We start from the raw sequence: 21779 nt of genomic DNA, 5'->3' as shown, positions 1-21779 counted from the left end.
CGATCTCGTTTATACTTAAATGGATGTCCTGCAGGAGACCGGCGGCCCATACCATCTTCTCTTTGTTGACAAATTCCTGAAATGTTATGGATAGGTGTTCTTTGAGAAATCTGGATATAAAATAGCCATCAAGCCTGGTAAAAACCGCGCAGGATTCCAGAGTTACACTAGATGGATTTTTACGGATAGAATCGGACAGTATCCGGAGAACCATCTCCGGCTCCGATAGAGCAGCAGTCTGGTTCGCGATGCAGGCTCTGTCCGTTTGCGGGAAAGAGGCCTTTAACCTTGTAAAGAGGCTCATCAGCTCCTGGTAACGGATCGGCTTGACAAGATAATCGACAGCGCCGTAGAGAATTCCCTTCTGGGCATATTCAAAATCGGAATAAGCGGACAAAAAGACCACTTCGGTTTGGATTCTGCGTTCACGAATATTTTTAATCAGTTGGATGCCATCCATGACCGGCATCTGGATATCAGTGAGAACCACGTCGGCAGGAGTGCTTTCCAGGAAAGAGAGAGCCTCTTGCCCGTTGGAAAAAACCGCGGACACCGCGTACCCTAATTCTTCCCACGGGAAGAGATTCTTCAGGTTTTCACGCATGAATGCTTCATCATCGACGATAATCAGTTGGAGCAGCTGTGACAAAACAGAGATCCCCCTTTCCTTGATGTTACGTGTTATGCACAATGGTATCGCTGTATAAGTACCTCACGAAAGAATTATAGCAAATGGAAAGAAGGAAGTCAAAAAAAACAAGCGATTTCTAACATTGTATGATGTCCGGGGATATAACGGAAAAAAGAAAGGGGTCAACCTGGCCTGAAGTCCGAGCCGGTCCACTAAAGCATAGCGGCCCTGGTTGCAGTTTGCCGCCTTTCTCCATTCATCAACCCGTAAGCGGGTTCGAGTCCCGTTTCGAGCTTTTTTATTTGCAGCGAAAGCCTTAATTTTAAATAGCATTTTTGATCTTGTTAAAAGAAGGTACGAGTCGTTTGGAAAACCGTTCAAGGAGGACTTTACGGAAATCATTACGAAGAAAGCTATAGTAATAGGTTAATGACAGATATATCGAAAGGAAATTATTTTGTGATGGCAGGCTCCATGGATAGCTTTAATGAACCATTTGTTCCATTGTTCGATTTAGCAGTACATATCACAGCATCTGTCGAAACAAGAATTGATCGGATTCATAAGAGAGAATATGAAATATTCGGAGAAAGAATCATGAAAGGTGGAGATATGTATGTGGGGCATTGCCGTTTTCTTGATAACTCAGCCAGATATGATTTGGATGGCTCTCCATGTATGAAGACACATTTGCAGTGGGCTATTTCTTTACCTTGTATAGTGCTGCAGCTGAGCGGACATGAGGATTTAAACGAGAATGCCGCAATAATAGTGCAAAGATATTTAAAACTAAGTTTACAAAATGAGTGTTCATGAAATGTGATATGGCTTTTCATAGGATAGGTCGAGGACAAGCGTTTTTCCTGCGGTACCCTTGATCTATCCTAACATAAAATCCAACAATAATACAAGGTTGTAGACAAGCTGTAGACACTCATTAGACAGTGTACGTCCCTCTTTATTATATGTAGATTTGCGGACAACTGTAATATTCGAATCCCGTCTCTCGCTTTTTTAATTTGTAGTGAAAATCCAGGTTTTATCAGGGTTTTCACTATTTTTGTTATGTAAACTTGTCTTTTAAAGGATAGACAGGGGGAGACATTAGACCATGCCTTTGCAGTTAAAGATATGGTCCGTCTTTTGTTGCCACATCCCGCTTGCCGGCTACCTAATCTGAGTGTTCCTTGATTTTTTTATTGAGTGCCAGCTAAGTCAGCCCCTTTGTTCTGGCGCCGACCTTGCAGCCTTTTTTAAACTTATTTTTATATCAAATTATCTTATCAGGACGCGGGGAGGAATTCCGAACTTCTTTTGAAACGCCTCCGAGAAATGGCTTACGTTTGTATACCCCACAGCAAAGGCCGATTCACTCACGTTATGTTTCCCTTGCTCTAACAACGCAAACGCTTTTTCCAGCCGTTGCTCCCGAATGAACTCATAAACGGTTTTCCCGAAATACTGCTTAAAAGAACGTTTTAACTTACAATCATTCATATGGATTATCCGGGATAATTCCAGCAATGACGGGGGTGACTCCAGCCGATTCAGAAGAATCTCACGTGCATAAGTCAAACTATCCATATCTGCTCTGGATAGCCGGCTTACATATTCCTTACTGTTATCATTGCAAATCAGCTTTTCTATATTAATGGATAACAGCTCTAAAATATAGCTTTCTAACAAAAGTCTGTTTATTTGATTCGCTTCTTTTATAAAACACATATCCAATTTATTTATAATGCTTTCTTCCCGGGCATCGCTTTTAAAGCCACAGCAAGAATACGTATCCTTTTGGAAAGAGCGGAATCCAATATTGCTTTTACCACAAACCGCTTCACAAAAACCATCGAACGTGTTAGGGCTAACCCAAATAGAGTATAGCTGAACTTCTTCGCCACTGTTGTATTCTGAATGTGCGCAAGTCTCTCCTAAAAAACCCAGCGACGAATATCCGGGCCGAAGCTCCACAGGCACACGATCTACCTCGCCGTATATGAAATTTCTTCTAGTATAGCTTAGTTCAAACACAGGGGCTGTGGAGCCAGATTGTCTCTTTGTATTATTGGAAAATATACCAGAGGATACCATGATATGTACATCCGGACGTATTGCAATTGTTTCCTTCGGAAATATGTTAGATGATTCAAATTTCAACGGTAAATATGACATTCTATCAGTCCTTTGTAATGTCCGTCTTCGGACAAAGAAAATCCGCCGAGGGGCAGATAATATTTTATCAATCTATTATATTGTAGTTAGCTTAGACTAACTAGTCAATAGTTACTTTCTGAAACAAGCATCCAGTGCGTACTGTTAGAATAAGACAGCCCCATACAATTCCGTCAAGGGGCAGAAAAACTCCGCCTGAGGGCAGAAGGTAAGACGGACTTTATGTATACTATCAAGGTTAGCGATACCTAACTAAAATGCACGATTTACATTAGGAGGTTTAAAGTGAAGAAACGACTTATGATTCCAATTTGTCTTATGCTGGTGACGGCACTGGCCGCATGCTCGCCTGCAGTAGATCACTCACAAACATCAGGCCAATCATCACCTTCCGCTCAGACTGCAGAACCAGCAGGTCAAAATGGCGGTACCATTACGGTTGAAGACATGAAAGGTCAAGTTGAAATTCCCGCTGATCCGCAGCGCATTGTGGACGTTTCCGGTTTAGCGGATGAACTTATCATTTTGGACATGCCATTTATTGCATCGGCCAACACCAGCATGTATGATGGCATAACCGTTCCGGACTATCTTCAGGAGTATTTCACCAATAACAATATTGAAATCGTTGGCAACTATTCCGGAGCCACCGCATCGGGGGATTTGAATCTTGAAAAAATTGCTGAGCTAAAACCGGATCTTATAATTATGAATATCCGGCATGACAAGGTATATGAGCAGCTCAAAGGCATCGCTCCCACGGTGATGATTAACGATGACATCAGCTATGTCAACTGGCGGGGACGCTTTCAGCAGTTAGGCCGGTGGTTTGGGAAAGAGGACGTTGTGACACAGTGGCTTGCTGATTATGACGCAAAGGCCGCTGAGCTTTCCGCAAAGGTTAAGGAAACGGTTGGCGACGAAACCTTTGCTGTCGTGGAAGCGAATTCAGTGCATTTCGGTTCCTACTATATTTATCGGACCGGAGGCCCGGGGGAACTGATATACGATGAATTGAAGCTGGTACCTTCCTCGGGAGTTCCGGAGAATGTCTGGGGAGAAGTAGTTGATGCGGAGTACTTTTCAAAAATTGATGCGGATCACATCTTCTTTTTCAGCGATGACGGCCAGATTGGAGATACGGGAAACAGCCCTGTTTGGCAGAACCTAAAAGCCGTAAAGGCTGGAAATGTATATTATGGTAAGAATGAGGCGCAATATAATATGGCGTATACGGCAAACGGCAAACTGCTGTATATGGAAAAACTGGCAGACGCCATCCTAGGCCGCAGCAATGTTGAATGATCCCAAAGCCCCGGCAAGCCCTTCGCCTATGCCTGTGCGATGGCTTCGAACTAAAACAGGCTTTGCATTATCTCTTGTTTTGATGGGGGGGACGTTGTTGCTCTCCCTCCTGTTCTCAGCCAGCGTCGGTGTGGCAGGCGGGAATATTCGTATTTTAATAAATACGCTTTTTCATCCTGCGGCATCTTCCGACATGGGAAGAATTATGCTGGAGATGCGTATGCCCAGAGCAATGGCCGCCTGCTTTACCGGGGCGGCCTTTGCCCTTGCAGGCGGAGTGATGCAGGGTGTGACGAGAAATCCTTTGGCAGATGCCGGGCTTTTAGGAGTCAATGCGGGGGCAGGATTTTTCGTTGCTCTCACCGCAGTCCTTTTGCCGCCATTGTCAAGCATTGGTACGATGCTTTTCGCGTTTATGGGAGCGGCACTGGCCGTACTGATGGTATATGGCATAGGAATCGGCAAGCATAAATCCGGATCTATACGGCTCATCCTGGCCGGCAGCGCTGTTTCCGCCCTGTTAACTGCATTGAGTCAGGGGATTTCCCTCACCTTCGGACTTTCAAAATCGCTGTCATTTTGGACGGCTGGGAGCTTGTCCGGCATTACATGGCAGAGCCTTCTCCTGACCGCTCCATGGATCGCGGGTGCAGGGCTTATCAGCCAGCTCCTTTCTGGAAGGTTATCGGTGCTTGCCCTGGGAGAGGAAAGTGCAGCGGGACTTGGTGTAAACGTATGGGCTGTTCGGCTGACCGGCATGGGAGTGGTGTTGATTTTGGCGGGGGCCAGCGTATCTCTGGTAGGCGGAATCTCATTCTTGGGGCTGATCGTGCCGCACATTGCACGATTTCTTGCTGGTGAGGATTACCGCAGGCTTTTGCCGGTATCCGCACTGTTGGGGGCAATACTGCTTGTGCTGGCGGATATCGCGGCCCGTTCCATTAACGCTCCTTTTGACACGCCGGTAGGTGCGCTGGTATCAGCCATTGGCGTTCCGGTATTTCTTGCACTGACGTACCGGAAGAAAGGAGCAGTTTTATGAAAAAGAAACACAGGCAAAAGCTTATGCCATGGGTTCTCCTGTTGGCGGTAATCGGGGCTGTCCTGCTATCAATCAACTGCGGCTATTCAAATATCCCTTATTCAGATGTGTCCGCTAGTCTGCTCCATCCGGGCAGCCCGGATGCATCCGTCACACTTTTGCAAATTCGCCTTCCGCGCATAATCCTTGCCGTCTTATGCGGAATGGGGCTGGCACTGTCCGGCTGCACACTGCAGGCTGTGACAGAAAATCCACTGGCTGATCCGGGGGTATTGGGAATCAATGCGGGAGCTGGATTTACAGTCATGCTGTTTTTGACTTTTTTCCCCGCTATGCACATCAGCACTATGGCCTATCAGCCGCTTTTCGCCATGGCGGGTGGGTTGCTGGCGGCGGGCATGCTATACGGATTTTCCAAAAGAAACGGGAAGATCATACCGTCTTATCTCTTGCTTGGCGGCATTGGTATTTCGGCCGGTTTTTCGTCCCTGATGCTGATTATGGCTGCCGACATGGAAAACAGCAGTTATCAGCTGGTAGCCAGATGGCTGGCGGGTAATATCTGGGGAACCAGCTGGTATCAGGTGAAGGCACTGCTTCCTTACCTGCTGATTCTGATTCCGCTGCTTCTTACGAAAGCAGGTATTTTGGACATACTGCTTTTGGGAGAAGAAGCATCCCTTGCATTGGGGGTTCGCGTAGAGAGGGAACGAAGAATTTTATTGGTTGTGGCAGTGGCATTGGCGGCCAGCTGCATTTCCGTCAGCGGCGGTATTGGCTTTATTGGGTTGGTTGCCCCCCATATAGCAAGAAAATTTGCAGGCGGACGGCACCATGTACTTTTGCCTGTATCCATGTTGCTTGGAGGATTACTCCTGCTTTTTGCGGATACCATAGGGCGTTCTTTTTTTGGAGTCATTGAAATACCGGTTGGAATCGTAATTTCCGTTCTGGCCGCACCCTATTTTCTCATTCTGCTTCGCAGGCAGGCATAAGGAGGTAAAAAAACGTGCAATCATGTATTACAGCGGATAAGCTGTCCGCCGGATATAACGGCATTTCAGTTTTTCGTGACATGGATATTGACATTCCCGCAGGGAAAATAACAACGCTGATTGGCTCCAATGGCTCTGGTAAATCAACCATTTTGAAAACCATGTCCCGCCTTATCGTGCCGTCCGGCGGAGCCGTTTATCTGGAAGGTCAGTCCATTCACAGTATGCCAACCAAGCTGGTGGCACAAAAACTGGCGCTCCTTCCCCAAGGCGCCCAGACGCCCATAGGTATCACTGTGAGCGACTTAGTGGAATACGGGCGGTTTCCCCACCGCACCAAGCTGTCAGGACTTACATCAAAAGATCAGGAAATCATCCGATGGGCGTTGTCCAGCACAAGCATGACAGAGCTTGCCGACCGGGAAATGGATCAGCTTTCCGGCGGACAGCGGCAGCGGGGGTGGATTGCCATGGCGTTAGCGCAAAAAACCGATCTCCTGTTTCTGGATGAGCCAACTACATATCTGGATATTTCGCATCAGCTGGAAATCCTACAGCTTTTGCGGAAATTAAATGAAGAACAGGGTGTTACTGTGGTTATGGTTCTCCATGACTTAAATCACGCCATTATGTTTTCCGATTATTTAGTGGCAATCAAGGAGGGAAAAAAACACAGCGCCGGTTCGCCGGAGAATGTGATGACACCCCAGACGCTCCGGGAGGTTTTCGATGTGGAGGCGGCGGTGATTCGTCATCCTGTTCTGGATGTTCCCGTATGTCTGCCTTACGGCGTAAGAGGACAGGTATTTCTAAAACAGAATCAGAGAAAGGGAAACGGAGGAAATGAACAATGAAAAAAATGACTTTAGTGATGGCTGCGTCATTGTGTATACTGACACTTCTCGCCGGCTGCGGCGGTTCCTCGGATACCTATAAAGCCGGAACATATACGGCTGCCGACGTAGGATATGCCGGAGATGTGGAGGTAGAGGTAGAGTTTGATCAGGAATCCATCCTTTCTGTAAAAGTAACTGATCACAACGAAACCGTTGGCATTGGCGACAGAGCGATTGAAGAGTTGCCCTCTAAAATTGTGGAGGAGCTGACTTGGGAGGTGGATGCGGTTGCCTCTGCTACGGTGACCAGTGATGCAATCAAGGCTGCGGTAAAGGACTGTATAGAACAGGCTAAGAGCAAATAGATGAAAACAGAAAGTAGTTACAAAGATTTTAAAATATATACCTGTACTTGTAATATTTCAGAGAGTGTGTATAATATAATAAAGAAAGGCAATCGCCACAGGGTGGTTGGCTAATTGGAAAAGCAAAGACCTTCCCGACCGGCCAAAGTACAGGGAAGGTTTTTTGCATTTAGCGACATGTCATAATGACGAATGTCAGCAGTGCTAGAAGGAACATACCAAAAGACATTAGGTCCTTAAAGTCTAAATTCTTCACGAGCAACACCTCCATTCTATGTAGAATCGAGGCCTACCACCCTATACACGATTGCCAGCAGTTTGTACCTGCCAGTATAATTATATGTTCCAACTTGTAAATATACCAATAAAAAATGAAAATATCTGAAAAATCCCTCCCGGACAAAGCCATTGTCTGAGAGGGATTCTTAGTTTATGAATAGCGTTATCGGGAAATGATTCTACAAGTTATGACATTTCAAGCTAGTGCCTGTTTTATTTTAATAATTCATTACTCAGATTTTAGTACTATAATGAGTTACTGTCCTCAGTTTTGCGTTACAAAATGTTGCCGGGCGTATTAATTATATTCATATTACCCCATCGTTATTTCGTAGATGATGGAGCATGATAAGGGACGTTCAGAAAACTGGTAAATGATTTATGTATTATAATTAAATACAATTTGTAATTATACTTTAGCCTCTTATTGCGATTATGATCTGTCAATAATCTGATTTATGTAAACAATTCTTTTTACTAAGAATAATCACTTAATTTGTTTTACAGTTACTTTTTTTAATACATGAAGAGCATAATTTCAAAAAAAATAATTTTACTGTCAAAATATATTGCCTAATTTTTAACTAGGTGGTAATATATGGTTATATTTACGCCTGTATAAAAAATAAAATACCAGGAGGATTTTAAAGATGAGTATGAAAAGCAAGAAAGTTGCAGCACTGATTACAATGGCAGCCCTGTTTGTCTCTGCTGTACCAATGACAGCGTTAGCCAATGAAGTATCGCCTCATCTGTTTTATGGCACGGAAAGGACATACGGTGAGGATACCACAAGGCATGAGGATTTAATTCTGAGTGAGTTTGGCGAGCAGCTTACGGGGAGATGTGCTGTATTGCCCAAAAATGATACTTTCAGCATTGAAAAAGAGGGCTCAAATCTTGATCCGTCTCATGAATTGGTTTTAAGCCTGTATTGCCCCAGCACCTCTGATTCGAATGGACAGGCACGGCTGTCTTGGGAAGAGAGAATGTTAGTGAAGACAGAAAAGTTAGTACTTGGTAAGGAGTATAGTTTATATAATGATGAAGTAAAGGCAATGATATCGGATCTGCAAGGCAGCACCTCTCATGTAAATGATCCCTATATTGTTATATACGTAACTGACTTTGATATTAATTATTCCTGGAGATGGATTGCTCATTTAACAGATAGCTGGTCAGCGCCTAATGCTGGAAGCGGGGCTGTTGCTCAAAGCGGAGCTGCCACTCAGAAGTGGGCAAGCGATGGAAAGGGCTGGTGGATCCAGAATTCAGATGGCACCTATCTGAAGGACACCTGGTATCAGTCTCCGGAAAGCGGCTTATGGTATTATATGGGAGCAGATGGGTACATGCTCGTTAATACCACAACACCGGACGGTTCCCATGTTAACCAGTCAGGAGTATGGGTCCAATAATTGTCAGATAGATATCATTAGGTCTATAAAGGATCCAAATATAGAATTAAATAAAATCAGTGAATAAGAGGTTGATAGAGAATTACATCTATCAGCCTCTTTTATGCATTTGGGGAACAGAGATCAGGGGGCATTGCCATGGTACCCTAATATATTCTGAAGTCATAGGCCAGGCAGAGGAGTGTAAGGAGGTGCCAGCCTCCTTTGGATTTTGGATAGGCTACTATAAAATCCATTGACAATCCAAAGAATCACGATATAATAGTTATGTGCGCAATTGTTGCATGTGCAATTATTGCTATAACAACTAATACGGGAGCCTGATATGAAAAATTTAATTCTCTATGCAAAAAAATACAAAAAAGAATTCATTCTTGCGATCATCTGTATTGAGGCGGAAACCATTTTTGAATTAGTTATTCCCATGATTATGGCTGACATCATTGATGTAGGAGTTGCAAACGGCGATAGAAATTACATATTTCTAAAAGGATTTCAAATGGTGTTCTTTGCTGTTCTTTCTCTTTTTCTGGGGCATGCATGCGCCCGGTATACCGCGATCTGCGGAAATGGTGTGGGAGCCCAGATCCGAATGGCAGAGTTTCAAAAGATGCAGACATATTCTTTTGCTAACACGGACCGGTTCAGCACCCCTTCTCTGGTAACAAGGCTTACAAGCGACATTACCACAATCCAGAATTCCATTACAAACGGAATGCGTCCCGGTTTTCGTTCTCCAGTGATGATGTTGACTGCATTGATCGTTTCCTTTCGGTTGAATGCCGAGCTGGCTGTGGTATTTTTAATCGCAGCCCCGGTACTTGCCGTCATCTTATTTACAATCATCAAAAACGTAAGACCCTTATACTCAAAAATGCAGGGAGCCGTTGATCTTGTGAATCGGATCATTCAGGAGAATCTGATAGCAATCCGCGTAGTAAAGGCTTATGTCAGGGGCGAACATGAGATAAGTAAATTTAAAGAGGGAAGCATGAATTTACAGAATTCCTCCGAAAGGTCCTTTTCTCTGGCGGCCTTAAATATGCCTGCCTTACAGTTTGTAATGTACGGGACCATATTAAGTATCCTGTGGTTTGGGGGAAACCTGGTCATGATCGGTAACATGAAGGTAGGTGCCCTGACCAGCTTCCTTAGCTACGTGCTGCAGGTGCTTAATTCCCTTATGATGTTTTCTAATGTTTTTCTTTTGTTTACCCGGTCCCTAACCTCATGGAAGAGGATTTCAGAAGTCTTAGAGGAGGAACCGACCATCAATGATGACCGTGCAAAGGATATCACCATCAAGGAAGGAAGGATCCGGTTTGAACATGTATATTTTAAATATAAGGAAGATGCAAAGGAATATGTGCTTTCCGATATTTCCTTTGAGATTGGACCCGGTGAGACCGTAGGGATCATTGGTCAGACAGGTGCCGCCAAAAGCACTCTGGTGCAGCTGATTCCAAGGCTCTATGAGGTGACAGCCGGTAATATTATCATAGACGGCCATCCCATATACGAATATACTCAGGACCACCTAAGGGATTCCATTGCCATGGTGTTACAGAAGAACACCCTTTTTTCCGGCTCAGTGAAGGAAAATCTTTACTGGGGAAAAGAGGATGCAACGGACGAAGAAATAGAAAGGGCATGCAGCATTGCCTGTGTTAACGAATTTATCGGCCGCCTGGATCACGGATATGATACGGAGCTGGGGCAGGGAGGTGTTAACGTCTCAGGCGGACAGAAACAGCGGCTGTGCATTGCGAGAGCGATCTTAAAAGCGCCAAAGGTACTTATTCTGGATGATTCTACAAGCGCCCTTGACACCGAAACAGAAGCAAAGATTAAAGAGGGCCTGGAAAAATCTCTTCCCGGCATGACAAAGATTATTATCAGCCAGCGGATCTCCTCTATCATGGATGCCGATCAGATCATGATCCTTGATGACGGAAAAATAAATGCCATTGGAACTCATGATCAGCTGCTGGCAGACAATGAAATATATCAGGATATTTATTTTTCCCAGCAGAAAGGAGGCGGCCAGTCCTAATGAAGAATACCGGACATGTAAGACCCCAAAACACAAAAAAAGCTTTGGTAAAGCTTTTTAAATACATTGGCCATTATAAGCTTTCCATGCTGTTCATAGCGATCCTGGTCAGCATCAGTGCATTTTCCGGAATCATGGGAACCTATCTGCTGAAACCGGTCATTAACGAATATATCCTTCCGGGTAATATACCCGGTCTTGTGAGAATGATTGTTATCATGGGACTGATCTATCTGGCGGGAGCTATTTCCTGTCTGCTTTATAACCGAATGATGGTCCACGTTTCCCAGCAGGTGGTCAGTGAGATAAGGATAGACTTATTCCGCCATACCCAGAAACTTCCTTTGGAATTTTTTGATACCCATACCCATGGGGATTTAATGAGTCATTTTACAAATGACGTGGACACCATCTCAGAAGCGCTCAACAACAGCTTTACATTGCTGATCCAGAGCTTTATCACTTCCACAGGTACCATTATCATGCTGATTCTCCTGGACTGGAAGCTGTCATTGATCGTTGTATTTTTTCTCCTGATTATGTTAATATATATTCGTCACAATGGAACGCTGAGCAAAAAATATTTTGCAGAACAGCAGAAGAATCTGGGAAATATAAATGGTTATGTAGAGGAAATGGTGGAAGGGCAGAAAGTAGAAAAGATTTTCCGCCATGAAAAACAGGATTTAAAAAAGTTTTGTGAGCTGAATGAGAAATTGAGGATTTCCTCTACAATGGCCTCTACTTATACGGGCATTACCGTTCCTACGATAGTTTCTCTTTCTTACATTAATTATGCCATTTCTGCCTGCGTGGGCGGATTGTTCGCTTTGTCCGGACTGATTAATATGGGAACTCTGGCTTCCTATCTTGTTTATGTCAGGCAGAGCGCCATGCCTATGAACCAGTTTACCATGCAGATCAATTTTCTCATGGTAGCGCTGGCCAGTGCAGAAAAGATCTTTAATATGATGGATGAAGAGCCTGAATATGATGAAGGAACCGTCACCTTAAAGAGGGTGGAGCAGGAGGCGGATGGGAGCCTTAAGGAAACGGATATTTATACCGGTTCGTTTGCCTGGAAAGTTCCTGACAGAGATCACGGATATCTTCTGGTCCCTTTAAAGGGAGATGTCCGGTTTCATGATGTGGTTTTCGGTTATACAGGCGGAAACACTATTTTAAACAGCATCAGCCTGTATGCCAAGCCAGGTCAGAAGATCGCATTTGTTGGTTCTACCGGTGCGGGAAAAACGACCATTATCAACCTTATCAACCGATTTTATGAATTAAATGGAGGCACCATAACCTACGATGGAATCGATATCCGAAACATAAAAAAAGATGATTTAAGGCGTTCTATCTCTCTGGTCATTCAGGACACCCACTTATTTACCGGAAGCATTGCCGATAATATCCGGTATGGAAGACTGAATGCTTCCAGGGAAGACATACTGGCTGCCGCAAAAATTGCAAATGCGGATTCCTTTATAAGACGTCTTCCCAATGGATACGATACGATGTTAGAAAGTGACGGCAGCAATTTATCACAGGGCCAGAGGCAGCTGATTGCCATTGCCAGGGCTGCCATATCACAGCCGCCTGTTCTTGTTATGGATGAAGCCACCAGCTCCATTGATACGCGAACGGAAAAACTTATTGAAAAAGGGATGGATGCCCTTATGAAAGACCGGACGGTATTCGTCATTGCCCACAGGCTTTCCACCGTAAGAAACTCAGACGCCATCCTGGTTCTTGAAAAAGGAGAGATTATTGAGCGGGGCAGCCATGACGAATTGCTGCAGGAAAAAGGGAAGTATTATCAACTGCATACAGGGCAGTTTGAATTAGAATGATGAGAGGAAAGCGCAAAGGGCACAACTGTTTTGTGACTTATTTGTGCCCTTTGCGAAGGGAAAGGAGTGATAAAATATATGAAGCAGCATAATGTGAGAGAACTACTGGTTCGTGAAGAAAAGGCCAGGAAACAGATTATTTCCCCGCTTCTGTCAAATATCGGATTGACGCCTGGACAGGGACATGCGAGGATTTTATATAATCTTTTACAAAAAGACCATATCACCCAAAAAGAGCTGGCAGACCGATGCCATTACGATACGGCCACCTTGTCAAGAAATATAGACAAACTGCAGGATATGGGGTTCCTTCTCAGAGAAAATAATCCGGACTGCAGACGTTCCGTTTTAATCAGTCTTACAGAAAAAGGGGTTGCTGAAGCAGAAGAGGTAAGAAAGGTTTTTCAGCAGTTTGAAGAACTGATCTGTGACCATATTCCAGAAGACGAAATAGCCGTATTCTGTAAAGTATTAATGAAAATGTGCGACAATCTGGAAGCTGATTAAATTCCGTTGACATAAAACAAAAAAGCGTTCCGCACAATGTCACGTAACAGCGGCCATTTCCTGCAGAGCCTGCCTTTTGGAATACCATGATCCTATTATAGTTTTTCAGGGGCATTTAAACAATCACCTTTTATATCACACGCGGGTAAATAAAAAAGACCGGGAAATCAAATGATTTCCCGGTCTTTTCGATGCATTCATGAGACACCGGGGATTCGAACCCCGGACAACTTGATTAAAAGTCAAGTGCTCTACCACCTGAGCTAGTATCCCATACTGGGCTAGTTGGATTTGAACCAACGAATGCAGGAGTCAAAGTCCTGTGCCTTACCGCTTGGCGATAGCCCATTAAAACTTGTGATAAAAAAAAATTCCCTAAAAGGGAAAGGTGAGTACAGGGATTCGAACCCTGGGCCTCCAGAGCCACAATCTGGCGCGATAACCACCTTCGCCATACCCACCATAAATTTCACACCTTGGTTAGAGATGTGAAACGAGCCTGAAGGGATTCGAACCCCCGACCCACGGCTTAGAAGGCCGTTGCTCTATCCAACTGAGCTACAGACTCAAAAGCGGGTGATGGGAATCGAACCCACGTATCCAGCTTGGAAGGCTGGTGTTCTACCATTGAACTACACCCGCAAAAGGTAAGAGAAACAAAACTACCAATGACGGTTTTTCTCTTGAATCGGGGTGACAGGATTCGAACCTGCGACCCCCTGGTCCCAAACCAGGTACTCTAGCCAAGCTGAGCCACACCCCGATTGTGAAAGCATTTTCCATCTTTCGCTTAGTTGCTTTTCCGCAACGCAAGAGTTATTATATATGATGGATATCATTTTGTCAACATTATTTTAGAAAAAATTTCAAATTCGCTATTAAGCCTGTATTTATGCGGTTTTTAAGGAAAAAATAGCCCAGAAATGGGAGGAACCGGCAGGTACATAAAATGTTCCTGCCGGTTGAGTATGAAAAATAAAAAGTCAATGTTAAAAGGGTGGGGTTCCTTTTCAATATTTAGTATACGCGGAAAATATGACCGAAGTTTGACTAAGCCATAAACATTTCATAAAAAGACTAAAAGAATTATGAGAAATATTTGAAGAAACAGATAGCTTACTACTTTCGGCCCTGAAACAATGAATAAAAGAAGAGGTCGTCTCTTAGCTTTGTATATGATATAATGTAATAAGATAAAAACATGGTACCGTTCATAAGAGAAAGAAGGAATTTTATATGAAGTACTGGGAAGTTTATGAAAGCAAAATAGGACCTCTTACCATCCTATGTGATGATGAAGCGCTTCTTAGAATCGATTTTGGGAGGTCGGAGCTTAAGAATGCCGTAAGGGAGCGGACAGAGCTGATCCGGAGAGCAGAAGGCCAATTGGAGGAATATATGGCTGGAAAGAGAACGGCATTTGATCTGCCTCTTAAGCCGGAGGGAACGGAATTTCAAAAAAAGGTTTGGAATGCTTTGTTACTGATTCCCTACGGAGAGACGAAAAGCTATAAGGATATTGCGGTCATGATTGATAATCCCAAAGGCTGCCGTGCGGTCGGCATGGCAAATAACCGCAATCCCATACCTGTCATCATTCCCTGCCACCGGGTGATAGGGGCTAATGGAAGCCTGATAGGATATGGCGGAGGCCTGGATATTAAAGTGAAATTACTGGAACTGGAGCGCCCCGAAGCTTCCAAATTAAATTATTAAGAATTCATGGTGATTCTTTCAGTTCCTTTAATCCCCTATACATTTGGTGCAGATAATGTTATAATCCTCATCGTCACCAGGAATGAGATTGATGATGATGAGGAGTGATTAAAATGAGAAAAAACAAAGTGCTGGCAGTAATAGCCATCGCCATGGCAGTTATGATGGCGGCTACAGGCTGTGGATCAAAAGATAACGGGAAATCCTCGCAGGATAATCCTACAGAGGTAAGTGCTGCCGAGACAAAAGTAGCAGGAGACGAATCAGCAGGTACAGATGAGACTGCGTTAGGTGAGGATGAATCTGATAATGAGGAAGACGGAACAGACGAAACCACCGAAACCACTGCTTCTGATGCAGGAGACATAACTTCCGGCGTCTTTACATCTAAATCTGGAAAATATCAGATTACACCGCCCGAGGGCTGGACCATTGAAGACGATGGAGATGAAAGCTCAGTCGCATTCACCTCTCCCAATGGCAACGATCTGTTAGAAGTTGTCTATGTAGAAGGAGATGACGCTGACGGAGCCAGAGAAATCTATCCGGATACCATGGAAGAATACAAAGAATTTGTCAGCCGTGGCGAGGATATGGAATTTGTCCGTTATAATGTAGAAAACGGAAGCGACGGAAGCCAGACGTTCCGTTATGCAATCCGGTATAAGACGAATCAGGATGGGGTCCGCTATTATGCAATTTCCGGTTCCTACAATGCTGCTACGAAGAAGTACATCAGTGCGGCAGGAACGATTGAATCACCGGACAGTGCGGTAGAAGGCCAGATTGAAGCAGCACTGGATACCTTGAAACTAAAATAAAACTGAAAATAAGATAGGTATAAAACAGGGGCAAAAGCAGGAATATCTGCTTTTGCCCCTGTTTTTACAGCTTTATAAGGGTGCCGTTAAGGAGTGCCACATCCTCCTCCTGGTGGGTGCTTATGATGACAAGTTTATCACGGGTCTTTTCTTTGATGTATTGAATTACGGTTAGTTTCGTGTTCTCATCAAGACCGGTAAAGGGTTCGTCCATTAAAATCATGTCACAAGGGACCGACAAGGCTCTTACAATGGCAACCCGGCGTTTCATTCCTCCGCTTAAGGTAGACACGGGGCGGGATAAAGCCTCTTCCGGAAGAAGCCTTAAAAGCTCTTCTCTGGCCTGTTTTCTGCTTCGGGAGGTTCGACCGGGGATTACCATGGTAATGTTGTCTACCGGGGTAAATGACTCACACAGACGGTTCTCCTGAAACACGGCGGAGGCTCTTGTGCCCTGAAGACCTTCCATGGTTCCGGAGTCGGCCTCTTCAAGTCCCAGAAGGATCCGAAGGAATGTGGTTTTCCCGGATCCTGAGGATCCCATGAGACAGTAGACCTGGCCGGAATGAAGGGAAAGATTTACCTGCATAAATACTTTAAGAGGCCCAAAGGATTTTGACAGATGATTTACCTTTAGTTCCATGGATCAAGCCTCCTTTCTTTTATGGGATTTCCGGCCGGGACTTACAAGGCTTAAAAGCCATAAAAAGAATTTTTCAAAAAGGGCGCTGATGACGATAATAACAAGGGTCCAGGCAAAAAGGTCCGCAGTGCTTAAATAAATTTTTGCCATATAGAGTTTTTCACCGATGGAATGGCTTGGGACGCCGATCACTTCAGCGGCAACCCCGGATTTCCAGCCCATGCCCAAAGCCACCCTGCAGCCGCTTATGAGGTAGGGAAGAAGGGCGGGGCGGTATATATAAAGGAGCTTCTTTTTGCCTTGCATTCGGAACACCCGGGCCATTTCCAAAAGCTTTGGATCGGTACTCATAAAGCCTGCAATGGTATTTATGTAAATGATGGGGAATACCACAAGAAAGGCAATAAAAACAGACAAATTTTCAGAGCCTACCCAGATCAGGGCAAGTATGACAAAGGAAGCTACCGGAACCGACTTTATCAGGGACATAAGCGGTTCCAGCAAATCCCTTAAAAGGGGGAAACGCCATGCGGCTCCCCCGGCCAGGATTCCTGAGCCAAAGGCCATAAGGAATCCAAGGCTTATCTTTCCAAAGGAGAGGGCAATGGTTATCCAGAAGCCGGACATGGCCCCCTGGACCCATAAGGCCTGGATCACCTCCAAAGGGCCTACCAGTATGATGCTGTTGTGCACGGACAGACTTGCTGCCTGCCACGCAAGAAGCCAGAGAAAGATGATACCGGCCTTTTTAGCCGGGAGGGCTGTTGGTTTCATAATGGAAATCTCCTTACAAAGCTTTACCTTAATTATGGCATATAGTAGAAGTCATCGGCTGGCAGTGTTCCGCCCACGGAAGACGGCTCCATATCGAAAAGAACTTTTAAGTATCCGCTTAACAGAGATTTCATCTGATCTCCGTCTACATAGGTGATGCTGCAGTATGGGATGGCCTTTTCTGCAACCGGGGCTTTTTCAATGATCCCGGCAGCAGCCACCAGAGCTGCGGTTTCGGCTACATTGGCATTGGCAAATTCCGCGGATTCCTTATGTTCTGCCATAAAGGTGGCAATGGCATCCCCATGGTCTTTGATCACATCATTCCGGCAGATGGTAACTCCGGTCACCAGACTGCCGCCGCCTTCACCGGCTGAGGCATCCCACTCCTTTGTTAAATCAAGGACCATTTTAAGGGAGTCATTCTGAGCCATGGCAGCTGTTACAAAAGGCTGGGGAAGAAGACCTACTGCATCAGGCTTTTCCTTCAGGATAGAAACGACCTCAGCGGCTTCGGATTTGTATTCCAGGGTTACGTCGTCAGCGGTTAAGCCGCTGGCTTTAAGCACATGCTGAAGGGCATAGTCCGGTGTGGTTCCTTTGCCGGTTAAGTAAACGGTCTTACCCTTTAAATCTATGGCTGTTTTAATGGAATCATCGGCGGATACCCCGTAGAGAACACCCAGGGTGTTAATATCCAGGACAGTCACCTCATGATTGGTTTTGTTATAAATAATGGAGGCCATATTGGCAGGCACAAGGGCGACATCCAAATCTTTGCTTACAATTTTTCCAAGGAGTTCGTCAGCAGCGGTTACCATGGTAAAATCATAGGAGCCTTCTGCACTGCCTTTTTCAGACTGGTCCATAAGCTTAACAAGGCCCATAGAGGTAGGACCTTTTAAGGAACCGATCTTTAAGGTATAGCGATCAGCAGGTTCTTGGGCTTTTGACGTTTCTTCTGCTGTCTCAGAGGCGGATTCCGTTTCAGAGACTGATGTTGCCTGGGGGTTTTCAGCGCCGCCCTTTGCACAGCCGGAGAGTACGGCAGCCGTTACGGCAATCGCCATCAATAGGGATAATGCTTTTTTCATAATGATCCTCGCTTTCTGTCCGTACCTGTTATGTTTTTTTACTTTACGTCCATCAAAAAATCCCACACCAAAAGGCATGGGATATCCGGTTTACGTATTCTCCTCGCCTTCGCCGTCAGGGATCCTTCCGGGTTAGTACGAACACCTTCAGTATATCATTATTCCCCCATGTTTGTCAAAATATAGATACAGATATATTGGCAGATGTGGTATACTGTATATACCTGTGACGAACAAGTCTGACGGTGACAATGAAACACCCTGCGGGTATACCTGCATGTCCAGAAAGCATGGACAATAACATTGAAAGGAGAAAATGGTATATGAATGAAGTATATGCAAAGCTTAAGAATTGTTTGGAAAGTGTGAGGGAGAAGACTGACTTTGTCCCGGAGATAGCTCTGATCCTGGGGTCCGGCCTTGGGGAATATGCAGAGGAGATAAAGGTAGAGACCTCCATTGACTATAAAGATATTGAAGGATTTCCGGTATCAACGGTGGCAGGCCATAAAGGAAGGTTTGTTTTCGGATATGTAAATGATGTTCCGGTGGTTATCATGCAGGGACGGGTTCATTTCTACGAAGGATATCCAATGACGGACGTGGTGCTTCCGGCCAGGCTAATGGGCCTTTTAGGAGCAAAAGTCCTGTTTTTAACCAATGCTTGCGGCGGCGTTAACAAAGAGTTTAAGGCGGGGGATTTCATGCTCATAAGGGATCATATCGCGAGCTTTGTTCCGTCTCCGCTAATTGGGGCAAATTTAGAAGAGCTGGGACCCAGATTCCCGGATATGAGTGATGTTTACAGCAGAGAGCTCCAGCAGACCATCAGAGAGGCTGCAGGAGAAGAAGAAATCGGCCTTAGAGAGGGCATTTACATGCAGCTTTCCGGCCCGGCATATGAATCTCCGGCAGAGGTTTTAATGTGCCACATTCTGGGAGCTGATGCGGTAGGAATGAGCACAGCCTGTGAAGCAGTTGCAGCAAACCACATGGGGATGAAGGTTTGCGGCATTTCCTGTATCACCAATATGGCCTGCGGCATTACGGATCAGCCTTTAAGCCACGGAGAGGTACAAGAGACAGCTGACCGGGTTGCACCTTTGTTTAAAAGGCTGATTACGGCTTCTATTACAAAGATCGCGGGTAAATAAAAGGAGGACTTTTCTTATGGATCGGTTGTTAGCAGAACGGGTTCTGGCAGCATCAGGGGTGAAAAAGGCGTCCCTGGTGCTAAAGAATGCCAGGGTGGTCAATGTTTTTACGGCTGAGCTGGAAAACGGAGATATTGCCATCGAGGGTGGTTACATTGTAGGAGTTGGAGAATATGAGGGACAGACAGAGATCGAGCTGGGGGGCGCGGTGGTTTGTCCAGGATTGATTGACGGCCATATTCACCTGGAAAGCTCCATGGTTGCACCGGGAGAATTTGAACGCTCTGTGGTGCCTCATGGGACTCAGGCGGTTATTACGGATCCTCACGAGATCGCCAATGTGGCGGGAGCGGAAGGGATCCGCTTTATGATGGAGCGGACGAAAGGACTTACCCTTGATGTGTATTTCATGCTTCCCTCCTGTGTGCCGGCAACAGGACTGGATGAATCAGGGGCTGTTCTGGCGGCTGAGAATCTTTCCCCGCTCTATGAAGAGGAACGGGTGCTGGGCCTCGCGGAGCTTATGAACTCCTACGGAACCGTAAGGGCAGACCGTGGGATCCTTGATAAGGTAGAGGAGGCCAGGAACAGGAATCTCTTAATCGACGGTCATGCTCCCGGGTTATCCGGCAGGGAACTCAATGCCTATGTGACTGCCGGAGTGCAGTCGGACCATGAATGCTCCCATTGGGAAGAGGCCGTGGAAAAGCTTAAGAGAGGCCAGTGGATCATGATCCGGGAGGGCACGGCAGCCAGGAATTTAAATGCTCTTATGCCCCTGTTTAAGGAGCCGTATTACCACCGCTGCATGCTGGTTACCGATGACAAGCATCCAGGGGACTTGATCCGGCTGGGGCATTTAGACTATATCATTAAAAAGGCCATTAGCCTGGGAGCTGATCCGGTTCATGCGGTCATGATGGCATCCCTGCATCCGGCCCAGTATTTCGGACTACGGGATGTAGGAGCCGTTGCACCGGGATATAAGGCAAACTTCATTGTTGTTTCCGATCTCAATGAATTTGAGGTAAAGCAGGTATATAAAAATGGAAAGCTGGTGGCGGAAAACGGCGAGATGAAGGCAGAAATCCTTGCAGCGGAACAGCGGAGCGTGGAAACGCCTGTCAGAGTGGGAGATTCCTTCCATTTAGACGAGATTCGCCCGAAAGATTTCCATGTAGAGAAAAAAGGCAATACCATCCGGGTGCTTTGCCTCACTCCCGGAGAGCTGACAACTAAATCCCTTCTGGCCCCATGGGTAGAAAAGGTGGGGGTCGCTCCCGGCGTCAACATTGAGCAGGACATCGTGAAAATGGCAGTGCTGGAACGCCATCATAATACCGGCCATATGGGACTCGGCTTTTTAGGCGGATATGGCTTAAAACGGGGAGCTGTGGCCACCAGCATTGCCCACGATTCCCATAACCTGATTGTTGCAGGAACCAATGATGAAGATATGGCTCTTGCAGCCAACATTGTGAGGAAGAACCGGGGCGGCCTGGCGGTCGTGGCCGATGGGAAGCTTTTGGGTGAACTGCCTCTACCCATCGCAGGACTTATGAGCGAGGAGCCGGCTGAGTGGGTGGATGAAAAGCTGGAAGAACTAAAGGCCCATACAAGAAGCCTTGGAATCGGAGACAGCATCGATCCTTTCATGACCCTTGCCTTTGCAAGCCTTCCGGTAATTCCTGAGCTGCGTCTGAATACATATGGCCTTATTGACGTAGAGAAACAGGAGATTTTAGAGACAATTATTTCCTGTATGTGAAAAAGAACAGGAAATCGATAAAAAAATATTGATAGAGATATAACGATGTGCGATAATATTCCAAAAGGGCAACCGAATGTAAGGTACAAAATTTGGAGGGAGAATATTCATGAGAGTAACAATATGTATAGGGAGCGCATGCCATTTAAAGGGTTCCAGAGAAATCATCGCACAGCTGCAGACCCTTGTGAAGGAAAACCACTTAGAGGATAAGGTGGATCTAAACGGGTCCTTTTGCTGCGGCGATTGTGTAAATGGCGTCTGTGTGACCGTGGAGGGCCAGTTATACTCATTAAAACCAGAGGATACAAAGGAGTTTTTTGACAAAGAGATCATGGGGAGGCTGTAAT

The 21779-nt window shown here is 45.5% G+C and carries 20 protein-coding genes and 6 tRNA genes; 15 read left to right on the top strand and 11 right to left on the bottom strand.

Annotated elements, in window-relative coordinates; translation table 11 throughout:
- Positions 1-649, bottom strand: a 649-nt coding sequence (locus tag RT269_RS14410) for a response regulator (protein ID WP_313183572.1), incomplete at its 3' end; no start/stop codon positions are given.
- A gap of 444 nt (positions 650-1093) precedes the next feature.
- Between RT269_RS14410 and RT269_RS14405 the strand changes: the two genes are divergently transcribed.
- Entirely contained in the window at positions 1094-1447 is a 354-nt protein-coding gene (locus tag RT269_RS14405; protein WP_313183570.1) for a hypothetical protein, read from the top strand.
- Between the two features lie 459 nt (positions 1448-1906).
- Here the strand turns inward: RT269_RS14405 and RT269_RS14400 are convergent, their stop codons facing one another.
- Positions 1907-2803, bottom strand: coding sequence for a helix-turn-helix domain-containing protein (locus RT269_RS14400; protein WP_313183569.1), 897 nt, complete (start codon positions 2801-2803; stop codon positions 1907-1909).
- A gap of 285 nt (positions 2804-3088) precedes the next feature.
- On the opposite strand from RT269_RS14400, the gene RT269_RS14395 reads away from it, so the two are divergent.
- The 9 genes from RT269_RS14395 to RT269_RS14355 all read left to right on the top strand — a co-directional run bounded on the left by RT269_RS14395 (position 3089) and on the right by RT269_RS14355 (position 13459).
- Positions 3089-4108, top strand: coding sequence for an ABC transporter substrate-binding protein (locus RT269_RS14395; RefSeq protein ID WP_313183567.1), 1020 nt, complete (start codon positions 3089-3091; stop codon positions 4106-4108).
- Entirely contained in the window at positions 4098-5150 is a 1053-nt protein-coding gene (locus tag RT269_RS14390) for an iron ABC transporter permease (RefSeq protein ID WP_313183565.1), read from the top strand. The genes RT269_RS14395 and RT269_RS14390 overlap by 11 nt, the downstream gene beginning before the upstream one ends.
- Complete coding sequence (locus tag RT269_RS14385; protein WP_313183564.1) at positions 5147-6145, top strand: FecCD family ABC transporter permease; 999 nt, start codon at positions 5147-5149, stop codon at positions 6143-6145. Before RT269_RS14390 ends, RT269_RS14385 begins: the two co-directional genes overlap by 4 nt.
- A gap of 14 nt (positions 6146-6159) precedes the next feature.
- Positions 6160-6999, top strand: coding sequence for an ABC transporter ATP-binding protein (locus RT269_RS14380; protein WP_313183562.1), 840 nt, complete (start codon positions 6160-6162; stop codon positions 6997-6999).
- Positions 6996-7346, top strand: a complete 351-nt coding sequence (locus RT269_RS14375) for an FMN-binding protein (RefSeq protein WP_313183561.1) — start codon at positions 6996-6998, stop codon at positions 7344-7346. Before RT269_RS14380 ends, RT269_RS14375 begins: the two co-directional genes overlap by 4 nt.
- Before the next feature lie 929 nt (positions 7347-8275).
- A complete protein-coding gene (locus RT269_RS14370; protein ID WP_313183559.1) occupies positions 8276-9043 on the top strand; it encodes a hypothetical protein in 768 nt (255 codons plus the stop codon).
- Between the two features lie 325 nt (positions 9044-9368).
- Positions 9369-11096, top strand: a complete 1728-nt coding sequence (locus RT269_RS14365; RefSeq protein ID WP_313183558.1) for an ABC transporter ATP-binding protein — start codon at positions 9369-9371, stop codon at positions 11094-11096.
- On the top strand, positions 11096-12952 hold the full coding sequence (locus tag RT269_RS14360; RefSeq protein ID WP_313183556.1) for an ABC transporter ATP-binding protein: 1857 nt from the start codon (positions 11096-11098) through the stop codon (positions 12950-12952). Before RT269_RS14365 ends, RT269_RS14360 begins: the two co-directional genes overlap by 1 nt.
- 78 nt (positions 12953-13030) lie before the next feature.
- Entirely contained in the window at positions 13031-13459 is a 429-nt protein-coding gene (locus tag RT269_RS14355) for a MarR family winged helix-turn-helix transcriptional regulator (protein ID WP_313183554.1), read from the top strand.
- Positions 13460-13659: 200 nt separating this feature from the next.
- Here the strand turns inward: RT269_RS14355 and RT269_RS14350 are convergent.
- The 6 genes from RT269_RS14350 to RT269_RS14325 form a co-directional block, all read right to left on the bottom strand.
- Positions 13660-13732: transfer RNA gene (locus tag RT269_RS14350), tRNA-Lys, on the bottom strand.
- Positions 13733-13735: 3 nt separating this feature from the next.
- Positions 13736-13807, bottom strand: a tRNA-Gln gene (locus RT269_RS14345).
- A gap of 38 nt (positions 13808-13845) precedes the next feature.
- A tRNA-His gene (locus tag RT269_RS14340) sits at positions 13846-13921 on the bottom strand.
- Positions 13922-13953: 32 nt separating this feature from the next.
- Positions 13954-14027, bottom strand: a tRNA-Arg gene (locus RT269_RS14335).
- Between the two features lie 3 nt (positions 14028-14030).
- A tRNA-Gly gene (locus RT269_RS14330) sits at positions 14031-14101 on the bottom strand.
- Positions 14102-14147: 46 nt separating this feature from the next.
- Positions 14148-14222: transfer RNA gene (locus RT269_RS14325), tRNA-Pro, on the bottom strand.
- Positions 14223-14695: 473 nt separating this feature from the next.
- Here RT269_RS14325 and RT269_RS14320 point away from each other — a divergent pair.
- Together RT269_RS14320 and RT269_RS14315 are read left to right on the top strand one after the other, a co-directional pair.
- A complete protein-coding gene (locus tag RT269_RS14320; RefSeq protein ID WP_313183553.1) occupies positions 14696-15175 on the top strand; it encodes a methylated-DNA--[protein]-cysteine S-methyltransferase in 480 nt (159 codons plus the stop codon).
- A 113-nt stretch (positions 15176-15288) separates the two neighbouring features.
- Complete coding sequence (locus RT269_RS14315) at positions 15289-15996, top strand: hypothetical protein (RefSeq protein WP_313183551.1); 708 nt, start codon at positions 15289-15291, stop codon at positions 15994-15996.
- Between the two features lie 64 nt (positions 15997-16060).
- On the opposite strand, the gene RT269_RS14310 is transcribed toward RT269_RS14315, so the two are convergent.
- The 3 genes from RT269_RS14310 to RT269_RS14300 are packed head-to-tail and all read right to left on the bottom strand — an operon-like array spanning position 16061 to position 18507.
- A complete protein-coding gene (locus tag RT269_RS14310) occupies positions 16061-16639 on the bottom strand; it encodes an ATP-binding cassette domain-containing protein (protein WP_313183550.1) in 579 nt (192 codons plus the stop codon).
- Positions 16640-16642: 3 nt separating this feature from the next.
- Positions 16643-17413 (bottom strand): ABC transporter permease, encoded by a 771-nt coding sequence (locus RT269_RS14305; protein ID WP_313183549.1) that lies wholly within the window; start codon positions 17411-17413, stop codon positions 16643-16645.
- 32 nt (positions 17414-17445) lie between these two features.
- Complete coding sequence (locus RT269_RS14300) at positions 17446-18507, bottom strand: ABC transporter substrate-binding protein (protein ID WP_313183548.1); 1062 nt, start codon at positions 18505-18507, stop codon at positions 17446-17448.
- A gap of 323 nt (positions 18508-18830) precedes the next feature.
- Between RT269_RS14300 and RT269_RS14295 the strand changes: the two genes are divergently transcribed.
- The 3 genes from RT269_RS14295 (at position 18831) to RT269_RS14285 (ending at position 21778) form a co-directional block, all read left to right on the top strand.
- Positions 18831-19661, top strand: a complete 831-nt coding sequence (locus RT269_RS14295; protein ID WP_313183547.1) for a purine-nucleoside phosphorylase — start codon at positions 18831-18833, stop codon at positions 19659-19661.
- Between the two features lie 16 nt (positions 19662-19677).
- Positions 19678-21429, top strand: a complete 1752-nt coding sequence (gene ade / locus RT269_RS14290; protein ID WP_313183545.1) for an adenine deaminase — start codon at positions 19678-19680, stop codon at positions 21427-21429.
- A 109-nt stretch (positions 21430-21538) separates the two neighbouring features.
- A complete protein-coding gene (locus tag RT269_RS14285) occupies positions 21539-21778 on the top strand; it encodes a (2Fe-2S) ferredoxin domain-containing protein (protein ID WP_100042824.1) in 240 nt (79 codons plus the stop codon).
- Position 21779: the final 1 nt, after the last annotated feature.

This window comes from Lacrimispora sp., assembly GCF_032078915.1.
GTDB lineage: Bacteria > Bacillota > Clostridia > Lachnospirales > Lachnospiraceae > Lacrimispora.
Note: the sequence above shows the minus strand (reverse complement) of the source record. Positions and strands in the feature narration are given on the sequence as shown.